This window comes from Luteolibacter arcticus, from assembly GCF_025950235.1.
Classification (GTDB): domain Bacteria; phylum Verrucomicrobiota; class Verrucomicrobiia; order Verrucomicrobiales; family Akkermansiaceae; genus Haloferula; species Haloferula arctica.
Map to the genome: position 1 here is coordinate 415,214 of NZ_JAPDDT010000002.1, position 19,661 is coordinate 434,874.

General features: G+C 64.0%; 17 protein-coding genes. 8 read left to right on the plus strand and 9 right to left on the minus strand.

What is annotated here, in order from left to right; genetic code table 11:
* Positions 1-3 precede the first annotated feature (3 nt).
* Together OKA05_RS06430 and OKA05_RS06435 are read right to left on the minus strand one after the other, a co-directional pair.
* A complete protein-coding gene (locus OKA05_RS06430) occupies positions 4-1,218 on the minus strand; it encodes a class I SAM-dependent RNA methyltransferase (protein WP_264486291.1) in 1,215 nt (404 codons plus the stop codon).
* 48 nt (positions 1,219-1,266) lie between these two features.
* Positions 1,267-2,637, minus strand: a complete 1,371-nt coding sequence (locus OKA05_RS06435) for a hypothetical protein (protein WP_264486292.1) — start codon at positions 2,635-2,637, stop codon at positions 1,267-1,269.
* Between the two features lie 117 nt (positions 2,638-2,754).
* Between OKA05_RS06435 and ahr the strand changes: the two genes are divergently transcribed.
* On the plus strand, positions 2,755-3,765 hold the full coding sequence (gene ahr / locus OKA05_RS06440; protein ID WP_264486293.1) for an NADPH-dependent aldehyde reductase Ahr: 1,011 nt from the start codon (positions 2,755-2,757) through the stop codon (positions 3,763-3,765).
* A gap of 210 nt (positions 3,766-3,975) precedes the next feature.
* Here the strand turns inward: ahr and OKA05_RS06445 are convergent, their stop codons facing one another.
* From OKA05_RS06445 to OKA05_RS06470, 6 genes are all read right to left on the minus strand, one after another.
* Positions 3,976-4,971 carry an autoinducer 2 ABC transporter substrate-binding protein gene (locus OKA05_RS06445; protein WP_264486294.1) on the minus strand — a complete coding sequence of 332 codons (996 nt, stop codon included), beginning with the start codon at positions 4,969-4,971 and terminating at the stop codon, positions 3,976-3,978.
* Between the two features lie 61 nt (positions 4,972-5,032).
* Entirely contained in the window at positions 5,033-6,028 is a 996-nt protein-coding gene (locus OKA05_RS06450; protein ID WP_264486295.1) for an ABC transporter permease, read from the minus strand.
* Positions 6,029-6,042: 14 nt separating this feature from the next.
* Positions 6,043-6,981: an ABC transporter permease gene (locus OKA05_RS06455; RefSeq protein ID WP_264486296.1), complete on the minus strand. Its 939-nt coding sequence runs from the start codon at positions 6,979-6,981 to the stop codon at positions 6,043-6,045.
* Positions 6,978-8,483, minus strand: coding sequence for a sugar ABC transporter ATP-binding protein (locus OKA05_RS06460; RefSeq protein WP_264486297.1), 1,506 nt, complete (start codon positions 8,481-8,483; stop codon positions 6,978-6,980). Before OKA05_RS06460 ends, OKA05_RS06455 begins: the two co-directional genes overlap by 4 nt.
* Before the next feature lie 139 nt (positions 8,484-8,622).
* Positions 8,623-9,822 (minus strand): TIM barrel protein, encoded by a 1,200-nt coding sequence (locus OKA05_RS06465; protein ID WP_264486298.1) that lies wholly within the window; start codon positions 9,820-9,822, stop codon positions 8,623-8,625.
* 91 nt (positions 9,823-9,913) lie between these two features.
* Positions 9,914-10,501: an NlpC/P60 family protein gene (locus tag OKA05_RS06470; RefSeq protein ID WP_264486299.1), complete on the minus strand. Its 588-nt coding sequence runs from the start codon at positions 10,499-10,501 to the stop codon at positions 9,914-9,916.
* 151 nt (positions 10,502-10,652) lie between these two features.
* Between OKA05_RS06470 and OKA05_RS06475 the strand changes: the two genes are divergently transcribed.
* The 7 genes from OKA05_RS06475 to OKA05_RS06505 all read left to right on the plus strand — a co-directional run bounded on the left by OKA05_RS06475 (position 10,653) and on the right by OKA05_RS06505 (position 18,494).
* Positions 10,653-12,065 carry a PQQ-dependent sugar dehydrogenase gene (locus OKA05_RS06475; RefSeq protein ID WP_264486300.1) on the plus strand — a complete coding sequence of 471 codons (1,413 nt, stop codon included), beginning with the start codon at positions 10,653-10,655 and terminating at the stop codon, positions 12,063-12,065.
* A 4-nt stretch (positions 12,066-12,069) separates the two neighbouring features.
* Positions 12,070-12,591 carry a hypothetical protein gene (locus OKA05_RS06480; RefSeq protein ID WP_264486301.1) on the plus strand — a complete coding sequence of 174 codons (522 nt, stop codon included), beginning with the start codon at positions 12,070-12,072 and terminating at the stop codon, positions 12,589-12,591.
* Between the two features lie 16 nt (positions 12,592-12,607).
* Positions 12,608-14,008 (plus strand): PQQ-dependent sugar dehydrogenase, encoded by a 1,401-nt coding sequence (locus tag OKA05_RS06485; RefSeq protein WP_264486302.1) that lies wholly within the window; start codon positions 12,608-12,610, stop codon positions 14,006-14,008.
* 317 nt (positions 14,009-14,325) lie between these two features.
* Positions 14,326-15,834, plus strand: coding sequence for an efflux transporter outer membrane subunit (locus OKA05_RS06490; RefSeq protein WP_439331376.1), 1,509 nt, complete (start codon positions 14,326-14,328; stop codon positions 15,832-15,834).
* Complete coding sequence (locus tag OKA05_RS06495; protein WP_264486304.1) at positions 15,831-16,994, plus strand: HlyD family secretion protein; 1,164 nt, start codon at positions 15,831-15,833, stop codon at positions 16,992-16,994. Before OKA05_RS06490 ends, OKA05_RS06495 begins: the two co-directional genes overlap by 4 nt.
* A gap of 7 nt (positions 16,995-17,001) precedes the next feature.
* Complete coding sequence (locus OKA05_RS06500) at positions 17,002-18,051, plus strand: DUF2955 domain-containing protein (RefSeq protein ID WP_264486305.1); 1,050 nt, start codon at positions 17,002-17,004, stop codon at positions 18,049-18,051.
* The gene (locus OKA05_RS06505) at positions 18,048-18,494 is read left to right on the plus strand and encodes an ion channel (RefSeq protein WP_264486306.1); all 447 of its coding nucleotides are present in this window, start codon (positions 18,048-18,050) and stop codon (positions 18,492-18,494) included. The genes OKA05_RS06500 and OKA05_RS06505 overlap by 4 nt, the downstream gene beginning before the upstream one ends.
* Here the strand turns inward: OKA05_RS06505 and OKA05_RS06510 are convergent.
* Positions 18,457-19,599, minus strand: a complete 1,143-nt coding sequence (locus OKA05_RS06510) for an AI-2E family transporter (RefSeq protein WP_264486307.1) — start codon at positions 19,597-19,599, stop codon at positions 18,457-18,459. The two genes, OKA05_RS06505 and OKA05_RS06510, sit on opposite strands and share 38 nt — an antisense overlap.
* Positions 19,600-19,661 lie beyond the last annotated feature (62 nt).

Here is a 19,661-nt window from a genome sequence, read left to right on the forward strand (position 1 = left end):
AGGTTAGCATTTCGTGAGCGTCATCACGCACTCCAAATGCCGGGTGTGCGGGAAGAGATCGAAGGGCTGCACCTTTTGGAGCTCGAAGCCGCCCTCCTTCAGGATGGCGAGGTCGCGGACCTGGGTCGCCGGGTCGCAGGAGACATAGACCACCCGCGATGGCCCGAAGGCGATGAGCTGCTCGAGGAACTCCGGTGAGCAGCCCTTGCGCGGCGGGTCGATGAGCACGGCGGTCTCATCCGGCGGGAAGTCGATGTCGGCGAAGATGGTCTCCGCCGAGGCACCGAGGAAGGTCGCATTGGTGATGCCATTGGACTCGGCATTGCGCCGCGCCCAATCGGCGGCGGCTTCGCTGACTTCCACGCCCGCGACCTGCTCGAAGTGCTTTGCCAGCGTCAGCGCGAACAGGCCGGAGCCGCAGTAGGCATCCACGAGGAATCGTGCGCCGCCCGCTTTCGCTTCTTCCGCAGCATGGCCGGTGAAGGTAGGCAGGATGAAGGGATTGTTCTGGAAGAATTCACCGGCGAGGAAATCGAAGGAGAGCTCGCCGACGTGCTCGGTGACCACCGCATTCGGATTCGTTTCCACACGACCCTCGGTGGCGCGGAGGAGAAGCGTGGCACCTTTCTTGAACTGCTTACTGCGTTGCCGGGCCGACTCGCGCTCGCGGGGGAGGGCGGCATTGATCTCCTCCATCGCGATCGGGCACTGCGGGACATCGATGATCCCGCGGCGGCCGTTCGGCATGAAGCCGATCGGACCGATGACTCCATCCTTCGGGCGATCAAAGTGCGGCGTGATCTTGGACCGGTAGTTCCAGATCTTCGGCGACGGGATGCAGGGCTGGACGGGAAACTCGATGCCGGCCATGTGCTGCAGCAGCTCGCCGACTTGCCGCGTCTTCCAGGCGAGCTGGGCGTCGTAGGAGAGGTGCTGGTACTGGCAGCCGCCGCAGGTGCCGAAGAGCGGGCACTTCGGATCGCCGCGCTCCGGTGACGGTTCGAGCACCTCAACTAGGTCCGCATTCGAACAATTCTTGTCATTGCGGAAGACCCGCGCCTTCACCAGTTCACCCGGCAGGCAGAAGGGCACGAAGACCACCCAGCCGTCCACCCGGCCAATGCCCACGCCCAGATTGCTGAGCGCGTCGATGCGCAGCTCGATCTCCTGATGGTACTCGAAAGGGTGGGGGTGGAACTTTTTCGGCGGACGCTGCACGAACCGGGGTTACGGGGCGGCAGCGCCTTTGCCAAGCGCGGGGTGAGCTTACTCAAGCTCGAGATTTCCCTCGACCCGGTTGCCTTTCACCTTGGGAGCGGGCGAGTTTTCCTTGCTCTGGAGGTTGCCTCCGACGCGATTTCCGGTGATCGAGCCGCTTCCCTGATTCTTGAAGAACTGGAGGTCGCCGGTGATTGTGTTGCCAATGACGGTGTAGGGGCCGGCAGGATTCTCCATGAACTGGAGATTTCCTCCCACGGTGGTGCCATTCACGCGGAGGATGCCGCTGCCTTTCTCCGCCTGGATGTTTCCTCCCACGCTGGACCCTTGGACCACGAGGGCCGGGGTGCGTCCATTGGCGTTCGCTTCCTGGAGCTGCACGCTGCCATCCACGCGGATATTACCGCGCAGGAGGATCGAGCGGGTGCCGATCCCCTGAACATTGCCGATCACGCGGGTCTTGCCCTTCAAGTCCACGGTGGCTCCCTGGGACGCTTGGATATTGCCTTCGATCCTCGCGCCGATGGCCACGACGGTTGCTCCCGCTTCCACGATCACATTTCCCCTGACCGTCGTTCCCTTGAGCATGCGGGTGGTGCCAGCCGCGACCGTGAAATCATCATCGATGGTGATGGGCCCTATTTTTCCCTTCGGATCCCCGGCGGGTGGTGGGGTGCCCGGGTCGCCAGGGCCGGGGCCGGGGCCAGGACCGGGTGATCCAACTGGGACGCTGTCGATCTCGGTGTCTCCCTCCACAATATTGTCCCCGACCTGGGGCAACGGGGTGTTCTCGTCTCCCTGGAGATTGCCTCCTACCCGGTTGCTGGTGATCACGCCCTGGCCGCGGTTCTTGAAGAACTGCAGGTCGCCTCCGATCGCATTGTCGTCGATGGCGTAGCTGCCGGTCTTGTTTTCGACGAACTGGAGATTGCCGCCGATGGAGTTGCCGAGGGCCTTGAGCATTCCGCTGCTTTTCTCCGCCTGCACGTCACCTTCCACCGTGGCACCCTGTACCAGCAAGGCGTGGACGTTCTTCGGCGTGTTCGCTTCCTGGAGCTGCACATTGCCGGAAACACGAGTGCCGCTGCGGACGAGGATCGAACGGGTGGCATTGCCTTGCACGTCGCCTCCGACGCGGGTCTCGTCATTGAGTTCGATCAGGGCACCGCCTTCGGATTGCACGTTGCCGTCGATGCTGGCGCCGTTGCTCACCAGCTTGGCGCCTTTGCGGATGAGCAGGTTGCCCTTGATGATGGTGCCATTGAGAATGCACGAGGTGTTGGGCGCGATCACCACCGTGTCGTCGATGGTGTTGTTGCCGATGGTGCCTTTGAGAGTCACATCGGCGGTAGCAACGGCCAGGAATGCGAGCGAAGCGAGTCCGGCGAAGATCCTGCATGCGGGATTTCTGGTTTTCATGGGATCGGTCCGACCCCGAAGTGTGGGTGATTATTCACGGCATTTTGTGACAATGCCGCTGATGCAAATTGTCATCAGTGCCCCTTGCGAAATCGGTGCAAAGTGCCATGGGAGAGTATGGCCGATACCTTCCACGCTTGGGCTGCCGCGGATCGCGGGGCGAAACTTCAGCCGTTCGACTATCAGCCCGGCCCCCTCGGGCCGGAGCAGGTTCAGATCCGCATCGAGAGCTGCGGCCTCTGTCATTCCGATCTCTCGATGCTGGATAACGAGTGGGGAAACTCCGTTTACCCGCTCGTGGCCGGTCACGAAGCGATCGGCATCGTGGAAGCGGCCGGGGATTTCGCGAAAGGCGTGAAGGTCGGCGACCGCGTCGGCCTCGGCTGGTTCGCGGGGTCGTGCATGCACTGCCGCCCCTGTCTCTCCGGTCGCCACAATCTCTGTGCCACGGCCGAGCAGACCATCGTGGGACGGCATGGAGGCTTCGCGGATCGCGTGCGCTGCCACTGGAGCTGGGCGCTGAGGCTGCCGGACGGCATCGATCCGAAGAAAGCCGGACCGCTTTTCTGCGGTGGCATCACGGCCTTCGGTCCGATCGCGGAGTTCGGCGTGAAGCCGACGCACCGGGTGGGCGTGATCGGCATCGGCGGCTTGGGGCACCTCGCGCTGCAGTTCCTTTCGAAGTGGGGCTGCCACGTGACCGCCTTTACCTCCAGCGACTCGAAGTCGGAGGAGGCCAAGGCCCTCGGTGCGAATGCCGTGCTGAACTCGCGTGACAGCTCGGCGATGAAATCTGCGACGGGCAGCTTCGACTTCATCCTCTCGACCGTGAATGTGCCGCTCGACTGGAACGCCTACCTGAACTTGCTCGGGCCGGACGGCCGCTTGCACTTCGTGGGTGCGGTCCTCAAGCCCGTCCAAGTGCCGGTCTTTTCACTGATCGGCGGCCGCAAGCGCATCTCCGGCTCGCCGCTCGGTCCGCCCGCCACGGTGCTCGACATGCTGGATTTCTGCGCCCGCCACGGCATCGCGCCACAGACGGAAAGCTTCGCGATGGCCGATGTGAATGAGGCGCTGGAGCATCTCAAGGCAGGCAAGGCGCGGTATCGTATCGTGCTGGAAAACTAAAGCGACGGCTACAGCGGTGGAGGTCGAGGCGGAAGGGGCATAGTCTCATTTGATACTATCACCGTGTGCATGCTGCCTCGGTGGAGGTAGTGGTGTTCCGCGGTGACTTGGTATTCTCATGCCCGCCTCGGTTAGCCTCAGCCGTGTACGAAAAGGCCGGCACCCGCGGACGGGAGCCGGCGTTGAGTGGGGAAGGCGGAGCTGCGAGCCTCAGAAATCGAACTGGTCGATGTTCTCCTTCGTGAACGCGAAGGGCGTGCCGAGAAGGATGTTGTCGCCTTCGATCTTCATGGTGCCGAGCTTGCCGGCATTGAACTCGCTCGCGCCGGGCTTGAGCTCGCCCTTGGCGAGCGCGGCGGCGGCTTGGATGGTGAGGTAGCCGAGGTCTTCGACTTTCCACAGGATGACCGCCTGGGTGACGCCTTCCTTGACGTAGGCCTTGTTCTCGCTGGGCAGGCCGAGGCCGACGACTTTCACGGTGCCGGTCTTGCCGGCTTGCTTCACCGCTTCGGCCGCGCCGGGGACGCCGGGCGAGCAGACGGAAATGACTGCCTTGAGATTCGGGTGGGCGCTGAGCAGGTTGGTGGTTTCCTGCTGGGCCTTGTCCTTGAGGTCATCGCAGGGCTTGATGTCCACCAGCTTCATGGCGGGATACTTCTCGGCCTGGCGGGCCTTGATCGCGGCGATCCAGGCATTCTGGTTCGCAGCGGTGAGGTTGGCGGTGATGATGGCGAACTCGCCTTCGTTGCCGACCAGCGAGGCGGCGTTGTCGAGCAGGGCATCGCCGATGCCTTTTTCGGTGGCCTGATTGACGAAGAACGAGCGGGCGTCGTTCTGGGCGTCCGCATCATAGGTGATGACCTTGATGCCCGCGTCCTGGGCCTTGCGCAGCGCGGTGGAGAGGCCGTCCTTGTTCTCGCAGGCGGCGGCGATGACGTCCACGCCGAGCGAGATCCAGTTCTCGACGATCTCGTTTTGCTTCGCGGGATCGGAGTTGGTCGGGCCGTCGAAAAGGAGTTCGGCACCGAGGTCCTTGGCGGCGGCGCGGGCACCCTTTTCGCAGGTGACGAAGTACTGGTTGCCCTTGCTCTTCGGCAGGAAGGCGATGGTGAGTTCTTCGCCACCGCCGGCGGATTCACCGGACTTCTTGCAGGCGGACAGGAAGGGGACGGCGCAGAGCGCGAGCGAGCAGAGGATGCGTTTCATGGGTTGGTGAGTTTCTAACCGCGAATGGCCGGGAGGGAACGTGAATTCTCGGTACGGGTTTTCAGGTTTTAGACCGCGATCGTCGGGCGGAAATGGCTTTTCCGACCGGCACGGCAGCGAGGGCGACGAGCAGCAGCAGGCCGGTGAGCATGCCCGACATCTCATTGGAGACACTTGAGATCGGCCGCTCGAAGATGTCGTAGGCGGTGATGCGCTTGAGGCCGTTGTTGAGGATCGCCACCGCGAGGTAGCCGAGGAAGGTCCCGCAGACCGTGCCGGAGCCGCCGAAGATGCTGGTGCCGCCGAGCACCACGGCGGTGATCGCGAGCAGCTCGTAGCCAATGCCGGCGTTCGCGCGGGCTTCGCCGAGACGGGCTACGAAGATGACCGCGGCGAGCCCGGCCACGGCACCGGCGAGGATGTAGGCGAGGCTCAGGTTTCGCTCCACCGGGATGCCGGCGTAGCGCGAGCCCTCCGGCGAATAGCCGATGGCGCGGAAGGAGCGGCCGATGGTCGTGCGATGCACCAGCAGCCCGATGCCCACCGCTACCGGCAGGAAGATCCAGAGCTGCATCGGGATGCCAGCGAGGTCGGAATTGCCGAGCGCGAGGAAGGACTTGGAGAAGCCGGAGTAGGATTTCGAGCCCTCGGTGAGTGCCTCCGCAAGACCGCGGAACAAGGAGAAGGTGCCGAGCGTGACGATCAGCGGCGGCAATTTCATCCGCGCGATCAGGAAGGCATTCAGGCCGCCGCCCAAGGTGCCGATGCCGACGGAGAGAATGCCAGCGACCAGCGGCGACATGCCGGCCTCCTTCACCAGCATGCCGAAGCACACGGCGCACAGGCCCATCATCGAGCCGACCGACAGGTCGATCCCGCCGGTGAGGATGACCGGCGTCATCGCGAGGGCGAGCAGGCCGATCTCCACCGAGTGGCGGAAGATGTTCGACACGTTCGACCCATCGAAGAAGCGGCGGCCCAGAAAGTGAAACAGCAGCAGCTCCAGCACGATCACGCCGAGCAGCACGAACTCGTGCCGGGCGAACAGGCTCCTCATGGATTTTGCGGAACTCATGCGGCGGATGTTTTCTTCGAGCGCTTGAGGCCGTCGGCGATCACGGCGAGAAGGATGACCAGGCCCTGGATCGCGCGCTCCCAATACGGCGGCTGGTGGAAGTGGGTCAGGGCGGGATTGACGTTGGCGAGCAGCAGCAGGCCTAACAGCACGCCCCACAGGTTACCGCGACCGCCGGTGATGGCGACCCCACCGACCACTGCGGCGGCGATGACTTTCAGCTCCAGGCCATCGCCGGCATTCGGCTGGACCTGCGGCGATTGGACGAGGTTGAGCACGGACGCGGTGCCGGCCAGTGCACCCATCAACACGAAGACGCCGAAGGTGGTCCACTTGGGGTTGATGCCGGCGAGGCGGGCCGCTTCGGCATCGGTGCCGACGGCATAGACGTAGCGTCCGGCGGCGAGATTCTTCATCGCCCATGCCGCGGAGAGCAACAGCACGACCGCGACGGCGATGACGATGCCTTGCCCGGAGGCTTGGTTGAGGCCGAACCACTGGAAACCGGCCGGCAGGTTCATCAGGCGGCCTTGTTGCCACAGGCGCAGCAGCTCATTCCAGGTCACCATCGTGGCCAGCGTCACCACGATGCTCGGCAGCCCGAGCCATGCGACGAGCAGTCCATTGAAAGCACCCATCGCGACGCCGGTGGCGACGGCGGCGAGCACTGCCACGCCGAGCGGCATGCCGGCCGCGGCGACGATGCCGGCGACCACGCCGCACATGCTGAACTGCGCGCCGATCGAGATGTCGATCTGTCGCGTGATGATGACCAGAGTAATGCCGATTGCCGCGACCAGCGCGGGCATCTGTGAAGTCAGACGCGAGAGCAGCGGCTGCAGCTCGAAGAAATTCGGCGCGAAGATAGCGAGCGCCACCATCAGCAAAACCAGCGCACCGGCGACGGTGATCTCGCGGGAGTATTTGCCGCTCATGCGACCTCCTTTCCGCTTTTCTGGCCGAGCGCAGCGGCCATCACGTCGTGGGCATCGGTGCCGCCGGGAAGTACGGAAGTCACCGTACCTCCGCGCATCACCGCGATGCGGTCGCTCATGCCGAGCACCTCGGGCAGGTCGCTTGAAATCATCAGCACCGCGAGGCCTTCCTTGGCGAGACCGCGGATGATTTTGTGGATCTCGCTCTTCGCGCCGACGTCCACGCCTTGGGTCGGTTCGTCGAGGATGAGAAGCTTCGGCTTCGTCGCCAGCCAACGCGAAACGCTGACCTTTTGCTGGTTGCCGCCGCTGAGGCTGCCGCCGGGCGCTTCGGGCCCGTAGGCCTTGATGCCGAGGTCGCGGATGAAATCCTTCGCCATTTCCGTCTCCGCCTTGAAACGCAGCCAGGTGCCGGGAAACAGCACCGGATGGACGGCCATGGTGATGTTCTGCGCGATCGGCATCTCAAGGATCACGCCGTGGCGGCGGCGGTCTTCCGGGACGTAGGCAACGCCGTTCGAGATCGCTTCACGGGGATTCGAAATGGACAGCTTCTTGCCGTTCAGCGCGATCTCGCCGGAATCGGCGGGCGTGATGCCGAAGAGCACCCGCGCCAATTCCGTGCGGCCCGCGCCGACCAAGCCGGCCATGCCGACGATCTCGCCGGCCCGCACTTCGAGGTTCACACCCTGCACGCCACCCGCGGCGCAGGTGACGTTCTTAAGCGAAAGCACGACGTCGCCGGGTTGGCCCTCGGCCGGTGGATAAAGCGTGGCGACCTCTCGGCCGACCATCAGCTTGATCATCGCGGCCTCGTCGAGGTCATCGACGCGGTTGGTGCCGACGCTTTCGCCATCGCGCAAGACGGTCACACGGTCGGCGAGAGCGAAGATTTCTTCCAAGCGGTGCGAGATGTAAACGACACCGACGCCATTCTTCCGTAGATCGCGCACCACGGCAAAGAGGAGGTGCTGTTCCTTCTGCGTGAGCGAGGCCGTCGGCTCGTCCATGATGACGATGCGTGCGCCAGAGCCGAGTGCGCAGGCGATCTCGACGAGCTGTTGCTCGGGCATCGAAAGCGAGCGGACTTCGGCATCCGGGGAGATCTCCGCGCCGATGCGCTTCAGCAACTCGAGCGCCTTCGCGCGTCGTTCGGCATGGTTCACCTTGGCGAAGGCGGATGTCTTCTTGAGTCGCAAGCCGATGTTCTCCGAAACCGTTAGATCCGGGAAAAGCGCGGGCTGCTGATAGATGCAAGCGATACCAAGTTCGCGGGCATGGGATGGCGTCAGCGAGCGCAGCGTTTCATCTCCGACCGACAGCGTCCCTTCATCCGGAGCATGCGCACCCGTGATGACCTTGATCAGCGTGGACTTGCCCGCGCCATTCTCGCCAAGCAGCGCATGGACCTCGCCCGGCAGCAGCTCAAACGACACGCCCTTCAAGGCGCGCACGGCACCGAAGGATTTCCGGATGTCGGAGAGTTGGAGGAGGGGTTTCAAGGCGGCGGATCAAGGGCCAGTTTCTAACAACGAAACGAGCGAAACGAACGAAAAATATGGAGCTTTCGATTTACGGATTCCCCAGATCATCTGCGTTTCAGATTTCGCGGAACTTCGTCCGTTTCGTTGTTCCCCAATGTCACGCGTAGCTGTGCTCCGTCGCGATGCCCAGCTCCTGGCGGCGCTTTGAGCGTTCGGCGGCGGCCTTTTCGGCGTAGCCGGTGGCGCGGTGGGCGATGAGCGGGTCGGCTTCGAGGCCCTTGGAGGCTCGCCACGCGGCGATGCCGTCGGTGACGTCGGTGTTGAAGGCCTTCTTCAAGCACAGCTCGGAATCGACAATGTTGCCCTTCTTCTGCGCGGCGAGAAGCGCCTCGTGATCGACGAGTGCGGCCTTGGCGTAGAGTTCCTGGGCGGTGCAGACGGTCTGGAGCATCGCCTCGATCTTCGGCTTCAGGTTGTGCGACTGGTCGATCATGTACTCGATCTCCGGGTAGAGGCCGCCGCGCTCCCAGGCGAAGAGGTGGATCTCGTGGAAGATGCGGAAGATCTGGTAGGGATCGATCGAGCCGAGCGTGAGGTCATCGTCGGCATAGCGGCGGTCATTGAAGTGGAAGCCGCCGAGCATGTCCTCATCCAGCAGCCACGCGACGATCTGCTCGATATTCTGCGAAAGGTAGTGGTGGCCGGTATCGACCAGCACCTTGGCCTGCGGGCCGGCCTTCTTCGCGGTGAGGAAGGACATTCCCCAGTCGGCGAGGTCGGTCTGATAGAAGGCGGGCTCGAAGGGCTTGTATTCCACCAGCAGGATCTGGTCCTTCGCGAGGTGGCCGTGGGCTTCCTTGAGCGCGGCCTCGAAGCGGTGCTTGCGGGCCCGGATGCTGTCCTGGCCGGGGTAGTTCGTGCCATCGGCGAACCACAGCGAGACCGCCTTGCTGCCGGTGACCTGGCCGAGCTTGATGCAGTCGATGATGTGGGCCAGCGCCTGATCGCGAGCCATTTCAAAAGGGCTGCCGACCGAGCCGAGCTTGTAGATCTGGTCTTGGAAAAGGTTCGGATTGATCGAGCCGATGGAGATTCCGAGCGACGCGGCCTTCGACGCCACCACGGCGGCATCGGTGCCCGGGGAAAAGTCCCACAGCACGTGGGTCGCCACCGTCGGGCAGCAGCCAGTCAGGCGATGGACGTGCGCGGCATCAGCGAGCTTATCGTCGAGGTCGATTGCCGCGGCGGGCTGGTGGAATTTCCCGAAGCGGGTCCCGGTGTCGGAGTAGCCCCACGACGGGGTTTCGATGCGGAAGGAGTCGAGGACGCGGTGGATGGTTTCCGTGGGACTGGACATGGCAGCGGGCTTGGGTTCGGCAGCGCGAATGCACTAAAAGTATCGTTTCTTATGAATTCGCAAGAATTTTCAAGTGGCATACCCGAACGGGTCATTCCGCGGTCGCCGGGAACCCGTAGCCGAGGAACTTCGCCTTCGACCCGGCCTTCGGCAGCTTGAAGTCGAAGACGCCATAGCCCTCGCGCTTCGTGCCGCGGTAGGTCCGCCCGTCACTGGAGCCGACCATGACCGGGGCACCGGTGATCTTTTCGTGGCCGAGGAAAATCTGGACGTGGGACACGGGCACCTCGCGGCCGTCGGTTGGTTGGTAGGTGCCGGACCAGAAGAGCAGATCGCCCGGCTTGAGCCCCTTCAGGGAGGCGTCGCCGGTCGAGGTGATGGACGCAGGCACTTCCTTCAGGGTGCCGCCTTTTTTCACCCATACGAACTGCGCCGCGGAAGATCGAGGAGGCTGAACGCCAGCCTGTTGCAGCAGGAAATAGACGGCCCCGGAGCAATCCAGCCCGCCGCTCTCCGGCGCGGCACTGCCGAAGCGATAGCGCAGCCAGGTTTCACGGGCCGCAAGAGCCAGAGACGCATCCACGATCTTCTTTCGCGTGCCGGTGAGAGCGGCGTATTCCTTCAGTTCGGGACCCGTCAGGCGGCCCGGGCGCGTCGTAGGCGCAGGTTCCGCGGTCATGGCAGGCAGGGATGCCAGCATCAGGAAAAGCGAGACCTTCATCCCTCACCCTAACACCGCTTCGGGGCCCGGGCGACCGGAGAGTTTTTCGGGTGGAAACACGGTGGGAATTTGAAATCCCCAACCGTTCTCGTATGCGTCTCCACGCCTCATGAACCGCGCCAACCTCCTCACCATCGCCCTCGTCGCGCCGCTAGCGGCCCAAGATTACTCGAAAATGAAGACCGACAAGGTCTTCGAGCAGCTTTGCTCCGGCTGTCACGGCGCCGATCTGAGCGGCGGCCAGGGAGGATCGCTCGTCGATGGCGAATGGAAGCACGGCAGCAGCGATGACGAGCTGCTGAAGTCGATCAAGGAGGGCAACGCCCAGCTCGGCATGACCCCTTTCAAGACGGTGCTCGACGACCGCCAGATCCGCTCGCTGGTGATTTTCATCCGCGAGAAGGAGAAGCAGGCGAAGGAGAAGGGGATGGAGTTCCCGAAGCCGGAACCCGGCAAGATCACCAAGACCCAGCACGAGGACTACAAGATCGAGATGGTGGTCGAGAAGGGCCTGAAGAACCCGTGGGCGATCGCCTTCCTGCCGGACGGCCGCAAGCTGGTCACCGAGAAGCAAGGCCGCCTGCGGGTGATCGGGGCCGACGGCAAGCTGCTCGATGAACCGGTGCAGGGCATCCCGAAGATCATCGACCACGGCCAAGGCGGCCTGATGGAAGTCGCCATCCACCCGGACTACGAAAAGAACGGCTGGATTTACCTCGGCTTCGCCGATGGCACCAAGGAGGGCGGCGAGACGAAGACCATCACCGCCTACGTCCGCGGCCGGATCAAGGACGGCCAGTGGGTCGATCAGGAGTGGATCTGGAAGGCGGATCCAAAGTTCTACACCGGGGCAGGCGTCCACTTCGGCACCCGCATCGTCTTCGACAAGGGCTACATCTACTTCCCCGTCGGCGAGCGCGGCGGCTGGCAGGAGGCGCAGGACGTCGAGAATGCCAAGGGCAAGATCTACCGCCTGCACGACGATGGCCGCGTGCCGAACGACAACCCGAAGTTCGATGGCAAGACTCCCGTCTCCGGCCTGTGGTCGTACGGCCACCGCAATCCACAGGGGCTGGACATCGATCCACGCGACGGCTCGATTTACAACACCGAGCACGGCCCACGGGGCGGCGACGAGCTGAACTGGGTACAGCCGGGCCACAACTACGGCTGGCCGGTCATCACCTACGGGATGAATTACGACGGCACGCCGATCACCGGCATCACCGAGAAGGAGGGCATGGACCAGCCGGTGATCTACTGGCAGCCGAGCATCGCCGCCTGCGGCCTGTCCTTTTATCGCGGCGACAAGTTCCCGAAGTGGAAGAACGACCTCTTCGCCGGTGCCCTCGCCCAGCAAGAAATCCGCCGCCTGCGCCTCGTGGATCACAAGGTCACCGAGCAGGAAGTCATCCTGAAGAACATCGGCCGCGTCCGCGACGTGACCGATGCGCCAGACGGCTACATCTACGTGATTCTCAATGGACCGGACCGGATCATCCGGCTCGTCCCGGCGAAGTGACGCCATGACCATTCCGGTTCGCGACGAGGAGTATCCGATTCTGGCGTTTGCCATGCACTGGATGATTGAGAAGGGCATCGCATCCTTCTCTTGCCTCCATCGTCCCCAGCGTTGCTGGTTGGAGGAACGTCCGGCGATCGGAGAGGGGAAAGGTGACCTCATTCTCTGGTGGCATCGTAGCCGGGTCGCATTTCCGGATTTCGACGAAATGGCCAGGATCGACCTGATCCAGCGAAGCAAGGAGAATGCACTCTTCACGCGAGGAGAAATGGCGCGGTTCAAGGAAGTCCCCACCACTATAGGGTTCCCCGCCGCTGAGGGGGCGGTGGCGGTTGAATCGGATTGGTGGTTCCACGCTTCCCGCGTTGGGATCGCGCCGTCGTCCCGGCAGGCGGTCCTCCATCTGGTTGCTGTCCCCTGCGCCAACCACTGGCTCAATTTCGGCTATCTGCTTCTGATCGGATGGCACGAGGATGGTATTCTGCGCGTGAATCATGAAAAACCGACTACAAGATTCGGGAAGTAGGCGGTGCCTGCTTGGAATGATCATCGCCGCCGCGGTCATCCCGGCGTCTGCAGCGCCGCTTTCCATTTCCGCGCCACCGGATGCGGCGCTCACCACGCCGCACCGGATCGAGGTGCTGGCAGAGGGGCTGAAGGTGCCGTGGGAACTGCGTTTCCTGCCGGGTGGCCGGCAGATCTTCACCGAGCGCATCGGTCGCGTGCGGATGATGGAGCAGGGGAAGCTGCTGGAGGAGCCGGCGCTGACCCTGCCCGCGGCGCAGGGGAACAAGATGGGGCTGTTAGGGTTGGCGGTTGCTCCGGATTTCAGGACGACCGGCCACTTGTTCCTCGCGTGGGACAAGGCGCTGGGTGACCGCCGCTTCGAGCTGCGGATGGAGCGTTACCGGCTCGATGGCAAAAAGCTGGTCGAGCCGAAGACGATCATCGAGGGCATCGCGGCCAACCAGAATCACACCGGCTGCCGCTTGGAATTCGGGCCCGATGGCATGCTTTACATGACCACCGGCGACGCGGACCAAGCCGAGGGCTCGCAGAAGCTCGACCAGCTCCACGGCAAGATCTTGCGCTTCAATCCCGATGGTTCCGTGCCGCAGGACAATCCCTTCGTCGGCAAGGAGGGCGCGCGTCCGGAGATCTGGTCCTACGGCCACCGGAATCCGCAGGGCCTCGCCTTCCAGCCCGGCACGGGCCAGCTCTACGAGTCGGAACATGGTCCGCTGCACGGCGACGAGGTGAACTTGATCGAGAAGGGCGCGAACTACGGCTGGCCGGTCATTTCCCACCGCCGCGAAAGGGAAGGGATGCGCGCGCCGCTGCTCGAGGTCACGCCGGCGGTCGGGCCGGGGCGCTTGCTGTTCTATCAGGGCGCGGCCTTTCCGGAGCTCCGCGGCTCGCTGCTGCTGTGCTGTCTGCGTGGCTCGGCAGTGTTCCGAATTTCGCTCGGAGGCGACGGCTTGCCGACGCACATCGAGCGCCTGTGGCATCAGAAGTGGGGCCGCATCCGCTTCATCAACGAAGCGCCCGATGGCTCGCTGTGGCTCGGCACCTCGATGCAGGATCCACCGGAAGGCAAGCCGGGCGAAGGCGACGACAAGCTGATCCGCATCATCGCCGATCCTGCGGGAACGGTGGACGCGATTGCCGGCAAAGCTGCCGACCAAGTCCTGCTCACTCCCGACACGGTCGATCCGGAGAAGATCATCGCCTCCGCTTGCGCCGCGTGTCACGGCCCGGGCCTCGCCGGGGGTGAGAAGCGCGGCCTGCTTTCCGGCGAGTTCAAGCACCTCAAGGATCCCGTCGAGCTTGAGAAGGTGATCCGCGACGGTGTCCCCGCGGCCGGGATGCCGCCCGCGTCCGGCGTGCTCAGCGAAAAGCAGATCGGCCTTGTCGCGGATTACCTGCGCGCGAAACGCCGTTGATTCGACCCGGCTTTCATCGCGCTGTTCGGGAGTCAGCCCGTTGATCTGTTAGCCTTTCCCTATACGAAGGTATAATTGGAACATCCTTTGCACGGAGGCCCCGGTCGCTTGACTCTCGCACGATAAACCAGATGCTACGGACCTCTTGTGGCGATGGCTACAAGCCGGTTCTCCGCCAGTCTTCACTTCGGTCCATTGCTACCCCGGTAGCTCTTGCTGCCCCTCTCCCGGCATCTGCCATGTTACCGTATTCCGGCTCCATCCATCCAGAGCGTCAGCGGCCTCCCGCCGCTCGCGAGGTCTTGTTTGGGGTGTCGATGGCTTCCTGCCTGCTGATTTCGGGGTGCGCCCCGCTGGGTCCGGAGTTCGTGCGCCCCGAGGTCTCCTGGCTCGACGCGTGGGCGGCGCGTCCCTTGGAACAGCCCACACCGCCGCTGACCGGGCCGGCGAGCGTTTCCGCCGAGCAGTGGTGGCGGAACTTCGATGACCCGGTGATGGAGAAGCTGGTCGCCGAGGCTCAACGGCTCAATCCGGGCGTGCGCACGGCGGGTGCGCGCATCCTGGAGGCCCGTGCGCTGGTCGGTATCGCGCGCAGCGGACTCTACCCGCAGGCCCAGCAGTTCACCGCGAATCTGTTAGGCGCGGGCCAGGAGCGGTCCGCGGATCCGGACATCGACTTCACGACCTATGGCACCGGCTTCTCCATCGGCTGGGAGCTGGATTTCTGGGGCAAGTTCAGGCGCGGCGTCGAGGCCGCGGATTACAACTACCTCGCGAGCATCGCGCGCTACGATGACATGCAGGTGCTGGTGGCGTCACAGGCGGCGAGTCTCTACAGCTCGATCCGCACCATCGAGCTCCGCCTGCACATCGCCAAGGAGAACGCCGCGCTGCAAAAGCGCAGCCTTGAGATCACGGAGGAACTCTTCCGCAGCGGCAACGACACCGAGCTGGATGTGCAGCAGGCGAAGGCTCTCTATCTCAGCACGCTCTCGATCATTCCGGAGCTGGAAGCCGCACTGCGCCAGACGCACAATGCGCTGGGAGTACTGCTCGCACGGGCACCCGGACTGCTGCCGGAACTGGCCACCGGCGCGCAAAAAATCCCGCGGGTTCCCCTAGGCGTGATCGTGGACATGCCGGCCGGGCTGCTCCGGCGCCGCCCCGACGTCAGGGCGGCCGAGATGCAACTGGCGGCGCAGTCGGCCCTGATCGGCGTGAGTGAAGCTCAGCTCTACCCGTCCATCGCGCTGGGAGGATCCGTTGGCCTGGCACCCACCTCGCCTGCCACGCGCGGCTGGTCGGCGAATACCTTGGAATGGGGCCTGGGTCCCAGCCTGGTGTGGAACGTCTTCGACCATGGACGGCTGAAAAACCAGGTGCTGGTCGAGGATGCACGCTTCCAACAGCTCTACGAACAATTCCAGGAAACGGTCCTCAGCGCGGCCCGGGAAGTCGATGACTCGGCGGTCGGATTCGCCCGCAGCACGGTGCAGATCACGCTGCTCGATCAAGCAGTCGAGGCAGCACGGCGCTCGCTGGAAATCGCCACCATTCAATACCGCGAAGGCCTCGTCGATTTCCAGCGCGTGCTCGACTCGCAGAAGACCCTCTTCAGCCAACAGGAGCGGCTGGTCACCAGCCGCGGCGAGGTGACCCAAAGCCTGATCGCACTTTACAAGGCGATGGGCGGTGGCTGGCAATCCGGCCGCGGCCGCACGCTGCTCGACGAGGCGACGCGCACCACGATGCGTGATCGCAGTGACTGGAAGAACCAGTTGGACGCGCCGCTGCCCGCGGCATCCCCGAAGATGCGAATGCGATGAGTGACGGACCCACGACTACGGATGAAGGGCAAGCGGCGAACGCTCCAGCGACACCGCCCGCAGCGCCGGCCGTGAAGAGCAAGCGGTCCGGTTGCGGCACCAAGATTGGCGCCTTGATCCTGCTGCTGCTGATCGTGGGCAGCCTGGTGCTCTATTTCATCGCGGACCGGCTCACGCCCAGCACCTCCCAGGCCCGGATCCAGGCGTTCGTGGTGCCGGTGGCCGCAGAGGTCGCGGGCAAGGTGAGCGAGGTGAAGGTGGGCAACAACGATGAGGTGGAGGCGGGGACCGTCTTGTTCGTCATCGACAAGGGTCCCTACGAGATCGGCCTGCAGAAAAGCAAATCGGACTACGAAACCATCCGCCGCACGGTCAATGGGTCGGTGGCGGCGGTCGAGTCGGCCGAGGCGGCACTGGAGGCGGCACAGGCCGGCAGCAAATTGGCCGATGTCGATGCCACGAGGCAGGAGCGGCTGTATGCGGAAGACCCGGGGGCGATCTCGGTGCGGCGGCTTGAGATTGCGCAGGCGACACGCGTCGAAGCGGTCAGCCAGGTGAGAAAGGCCGAGGCGGATCTGCGCAAGGCGAAGGAGTCAGCAGGCGACGCGGGCGAGCGCAACGCGCAACTGCTGAGTGCCAAGGCCGCCATCGAGAAGGCGGAACTCGATCTCGCGAATACCACGGTAGTCGCTCCGGTGCGCGGAAGGGTGACCGACTTGCAGGTGGAGGTCGGCCACTTCGCCCAGCCCGGCGCACCGCTGGTCACGCTGATCGCCGGCAACAATCTCTGGATCAGTGCCGACATGACCGAGAACAACCTCGGTCACCTCGATGTCGGCGACAAGGTCGCGATCGCCTTGGATGTCTTGCCCGGCCGCGTGCTGAAAGGCCGCGTGCGCAGCATTGGCAACGGCGTGAGTTCCGGCCAGGAGGCGAAGCCGGGTGCGCTGCCGCCGATCGAGAACAACCGCGACTGGTTGCGCCAGGCGCAGCGCTTTCCCGTGGCCGTCGAGTTTGATCCCGCCGAGCACGACGCGCTGCGCCACGCCCGCATCGGGGGGCAGGCCGAGGTGCTTGTTTTCACCGGTGACAATCCGGCGATGAACGAACTCTCGTCCGCCTGGATCTGGCTGAAGAGCCAGCTCTCCTACCTTTACTGATCGAGCCATGGGAGAAGGCGCTGACAAAGCGGTTCTCAGATTGGCGGTCGGCCTCGGGCTGGCGGCGTTCATCGCCTATGGGGGTGGCCTGCCGATGCCTTTCCTCGTTTGCCTGGTGGCGGTGCTCGTGCTGTGCAAGCCCGGTCCGCCACAGCCTTTGATCAAGGGGATCATCGTCGCGGTGATCTTTGCCGCACTGGTGGCCGCGGGCGTGCTGATGGTGCCGCTGCTCGAGCACTATGCGCTCAGTGGACTGCTTCTAACAGCGGTGGTGCTGCACGGGCTCTTCTACACCGGCATGCTCCGCGCCAACCCGCTGACGATGGTGTTGGTCATCGCCTTCACGGTGATTCCCGTGGTCGGTGTGATGGACCAGGGAATGGTCGGGATGATGAGTCTGACGCTCGCGGTTGGGCTCGCCACCGGCACTTTTACCAGTGGCATATCTCACGCATTTTTCCCCGATCCGGGGGGGCCGAAGGCTGCGCGGCCCGCGGCTCCGAGGCCGGATCGCGAGACTGCCGCTTGGATCGCGCTGCGCGCCACGATCGTCGTGATGCCGGTGTTCATCTTGGCGCTGATCAATCCCTCGCTCTACATGGCAGCCATCCTGAAAACGGTGGCGCTCGGCCAGCAGGCGGGCGAAACCGATGCCCGCTCGGGCGGGCGCGAGTTGGTGGGGTCCACCCTGATGGGTGCATGGATCGCCGCGCTGCTGTGGGCCGGGCTCTCGTTGTGGCCCAGCTTGTGGATGCTGGTGCTGTGGTTGATGGCTGCGGCGCTGTGGGCCGGCTCGGGAATCTTCCGCACACGCCACACGGCATTCCGGCCCTCGTTCTGGAGCAATGCCTTGATCACGTCGCTGCTTCTGCTCGGCCCGGCGATCGAGGACAGCGCGATTGGCAAGGGCGTCTTCGAGGCTTCCGCGATCCGCGTCGCCCTGTTCGTCGGCGTGGCGCTCTACGCATGGGGCACCATCTGGATCCTCGAACGCTGGCGTGCCGTTCGCACCGGGACGCCACTGCCCGGACAACACGGAAAGGAACTACCCCAATGACCTTGGTCAACATGCTGGTCGGGTTGCCGATGATGATGCTGTGCCTAGTGATCCAGACCGCGTCGGCGTTCTGGAGCGTCCGTCACTTTGTGCGCCGGACGGACCGCTTGGGTGACCGCGGCGGCTTCCTCGCTTCCACCCGTCCCTTGCTGAGCGCCCTGATCTTCATGATGCTCGGCAACTTCGCGCAGATCCTGCTGTGGGGAGTACTGTTCGTCATGCTCAAGGAGTTCACCAACTATCACACGGCGGTCTATCACTCGGCGGTGAACTTCGCCTCGCTGGGCTATGGGGACATCGTCATGAGCGAGAAGTGGAAGATGCTCGGCGCTCTGGAAGCGGTCGTCGGCGTGCTGATGCTCGGCATGACCTCCGCCGCGCTGATGGCGATCCTGTCGCAATTGATCAAGGTCCAGCGGCGGGTGCTGGGCCACGAGGAGTAGACGCGGCGACACTCTCCTTGTTGGAGTTGTTCGACACCCAGCTCATGAAAATCTGATAGCCTAGCGCCAACAACGTGGCGCCCACGAACATGCCGAGGATGCCGCCGGTGGCCATGCCGCCGAGGGCGCCTAACAGGATGATCGGCATCGGCGCGTCCACGCCGCGACCGAGCATCAGCGGCTTGAGGACGTTGTCGGCCATGCCTGCGACGAAGAGCAGCACGCTATACGCGACGGCGGCACCGGTGCCATAGGTGCCGCTGGACCAGATGTAGATGATGGCAGGCAGGGTGACGATCACTGCCGGCACTTGGGCAATGCCGAGCACTAACACGATGGCAGACAGCACGCCCGCCCAAGGCACGCCGCAAATCAGCAAGCAGATGCCAATAATGATGGCCTGGATAAAGGCCACGCCGATGACGCCCTGGGCCACGGCGCGGATGGTGGCGGTGGACAACCTGGCGAATTCACCACCGTGCTCCGGTCCGATGATGCGATTGAAGATCGCCAGACAGCCGGCCTCACCACTCCTGCCGAAGGCCATGATGATGCCGGCCACGATGAACGAGGCCAGGAACATCAGCAGCCCGCCGCCTATCGCGGCGACGAAGCCGAGCGCCGTCTTTGCAAGGTCGCCGATCTTGGGTTGCAGGCTCTTCACGAGTCCGGGAAAATCATTGTGAGCCTGGGTCCACGCCGCGTGGACCTTCGGCCCGATCACCGGCCACTTGGCGACGCTTTCGCGTGGCGGCGGGATTTCCACCGAGTTCGACTGCACGTTCTCGACCAGCCCCCTCACCGAGTCGCCTAGCGAATTCATCAGCACGGCGCACGGTGTGACGATCAGGATGAGCCCGATGAGCACCAGCGTGGTGGCGGCAAGCCCCTGCCGGCCGCCCATCTTGCGGGCGATCGACTGGTGCAGCGGATAGAGCGTCACGGCCAGGATCAGCGCCCATACCATCAGGACCAGGAACGGCGAGAACACCTTGTAGCAAATCATCACCAGTGCCAGCAGCAGCCCGGCGCGGATCAATGCTTCGAGGAAGCTGGCTGTGAGGCGCGACTCGACAGCGGCTTCGGATTCAAGTTTCGTGTCCATGGCTGATTGTTGGACTGGCTGTTGGGAAACGTCTGGCGAACGATGCAAAGGGAGGTTCCGGG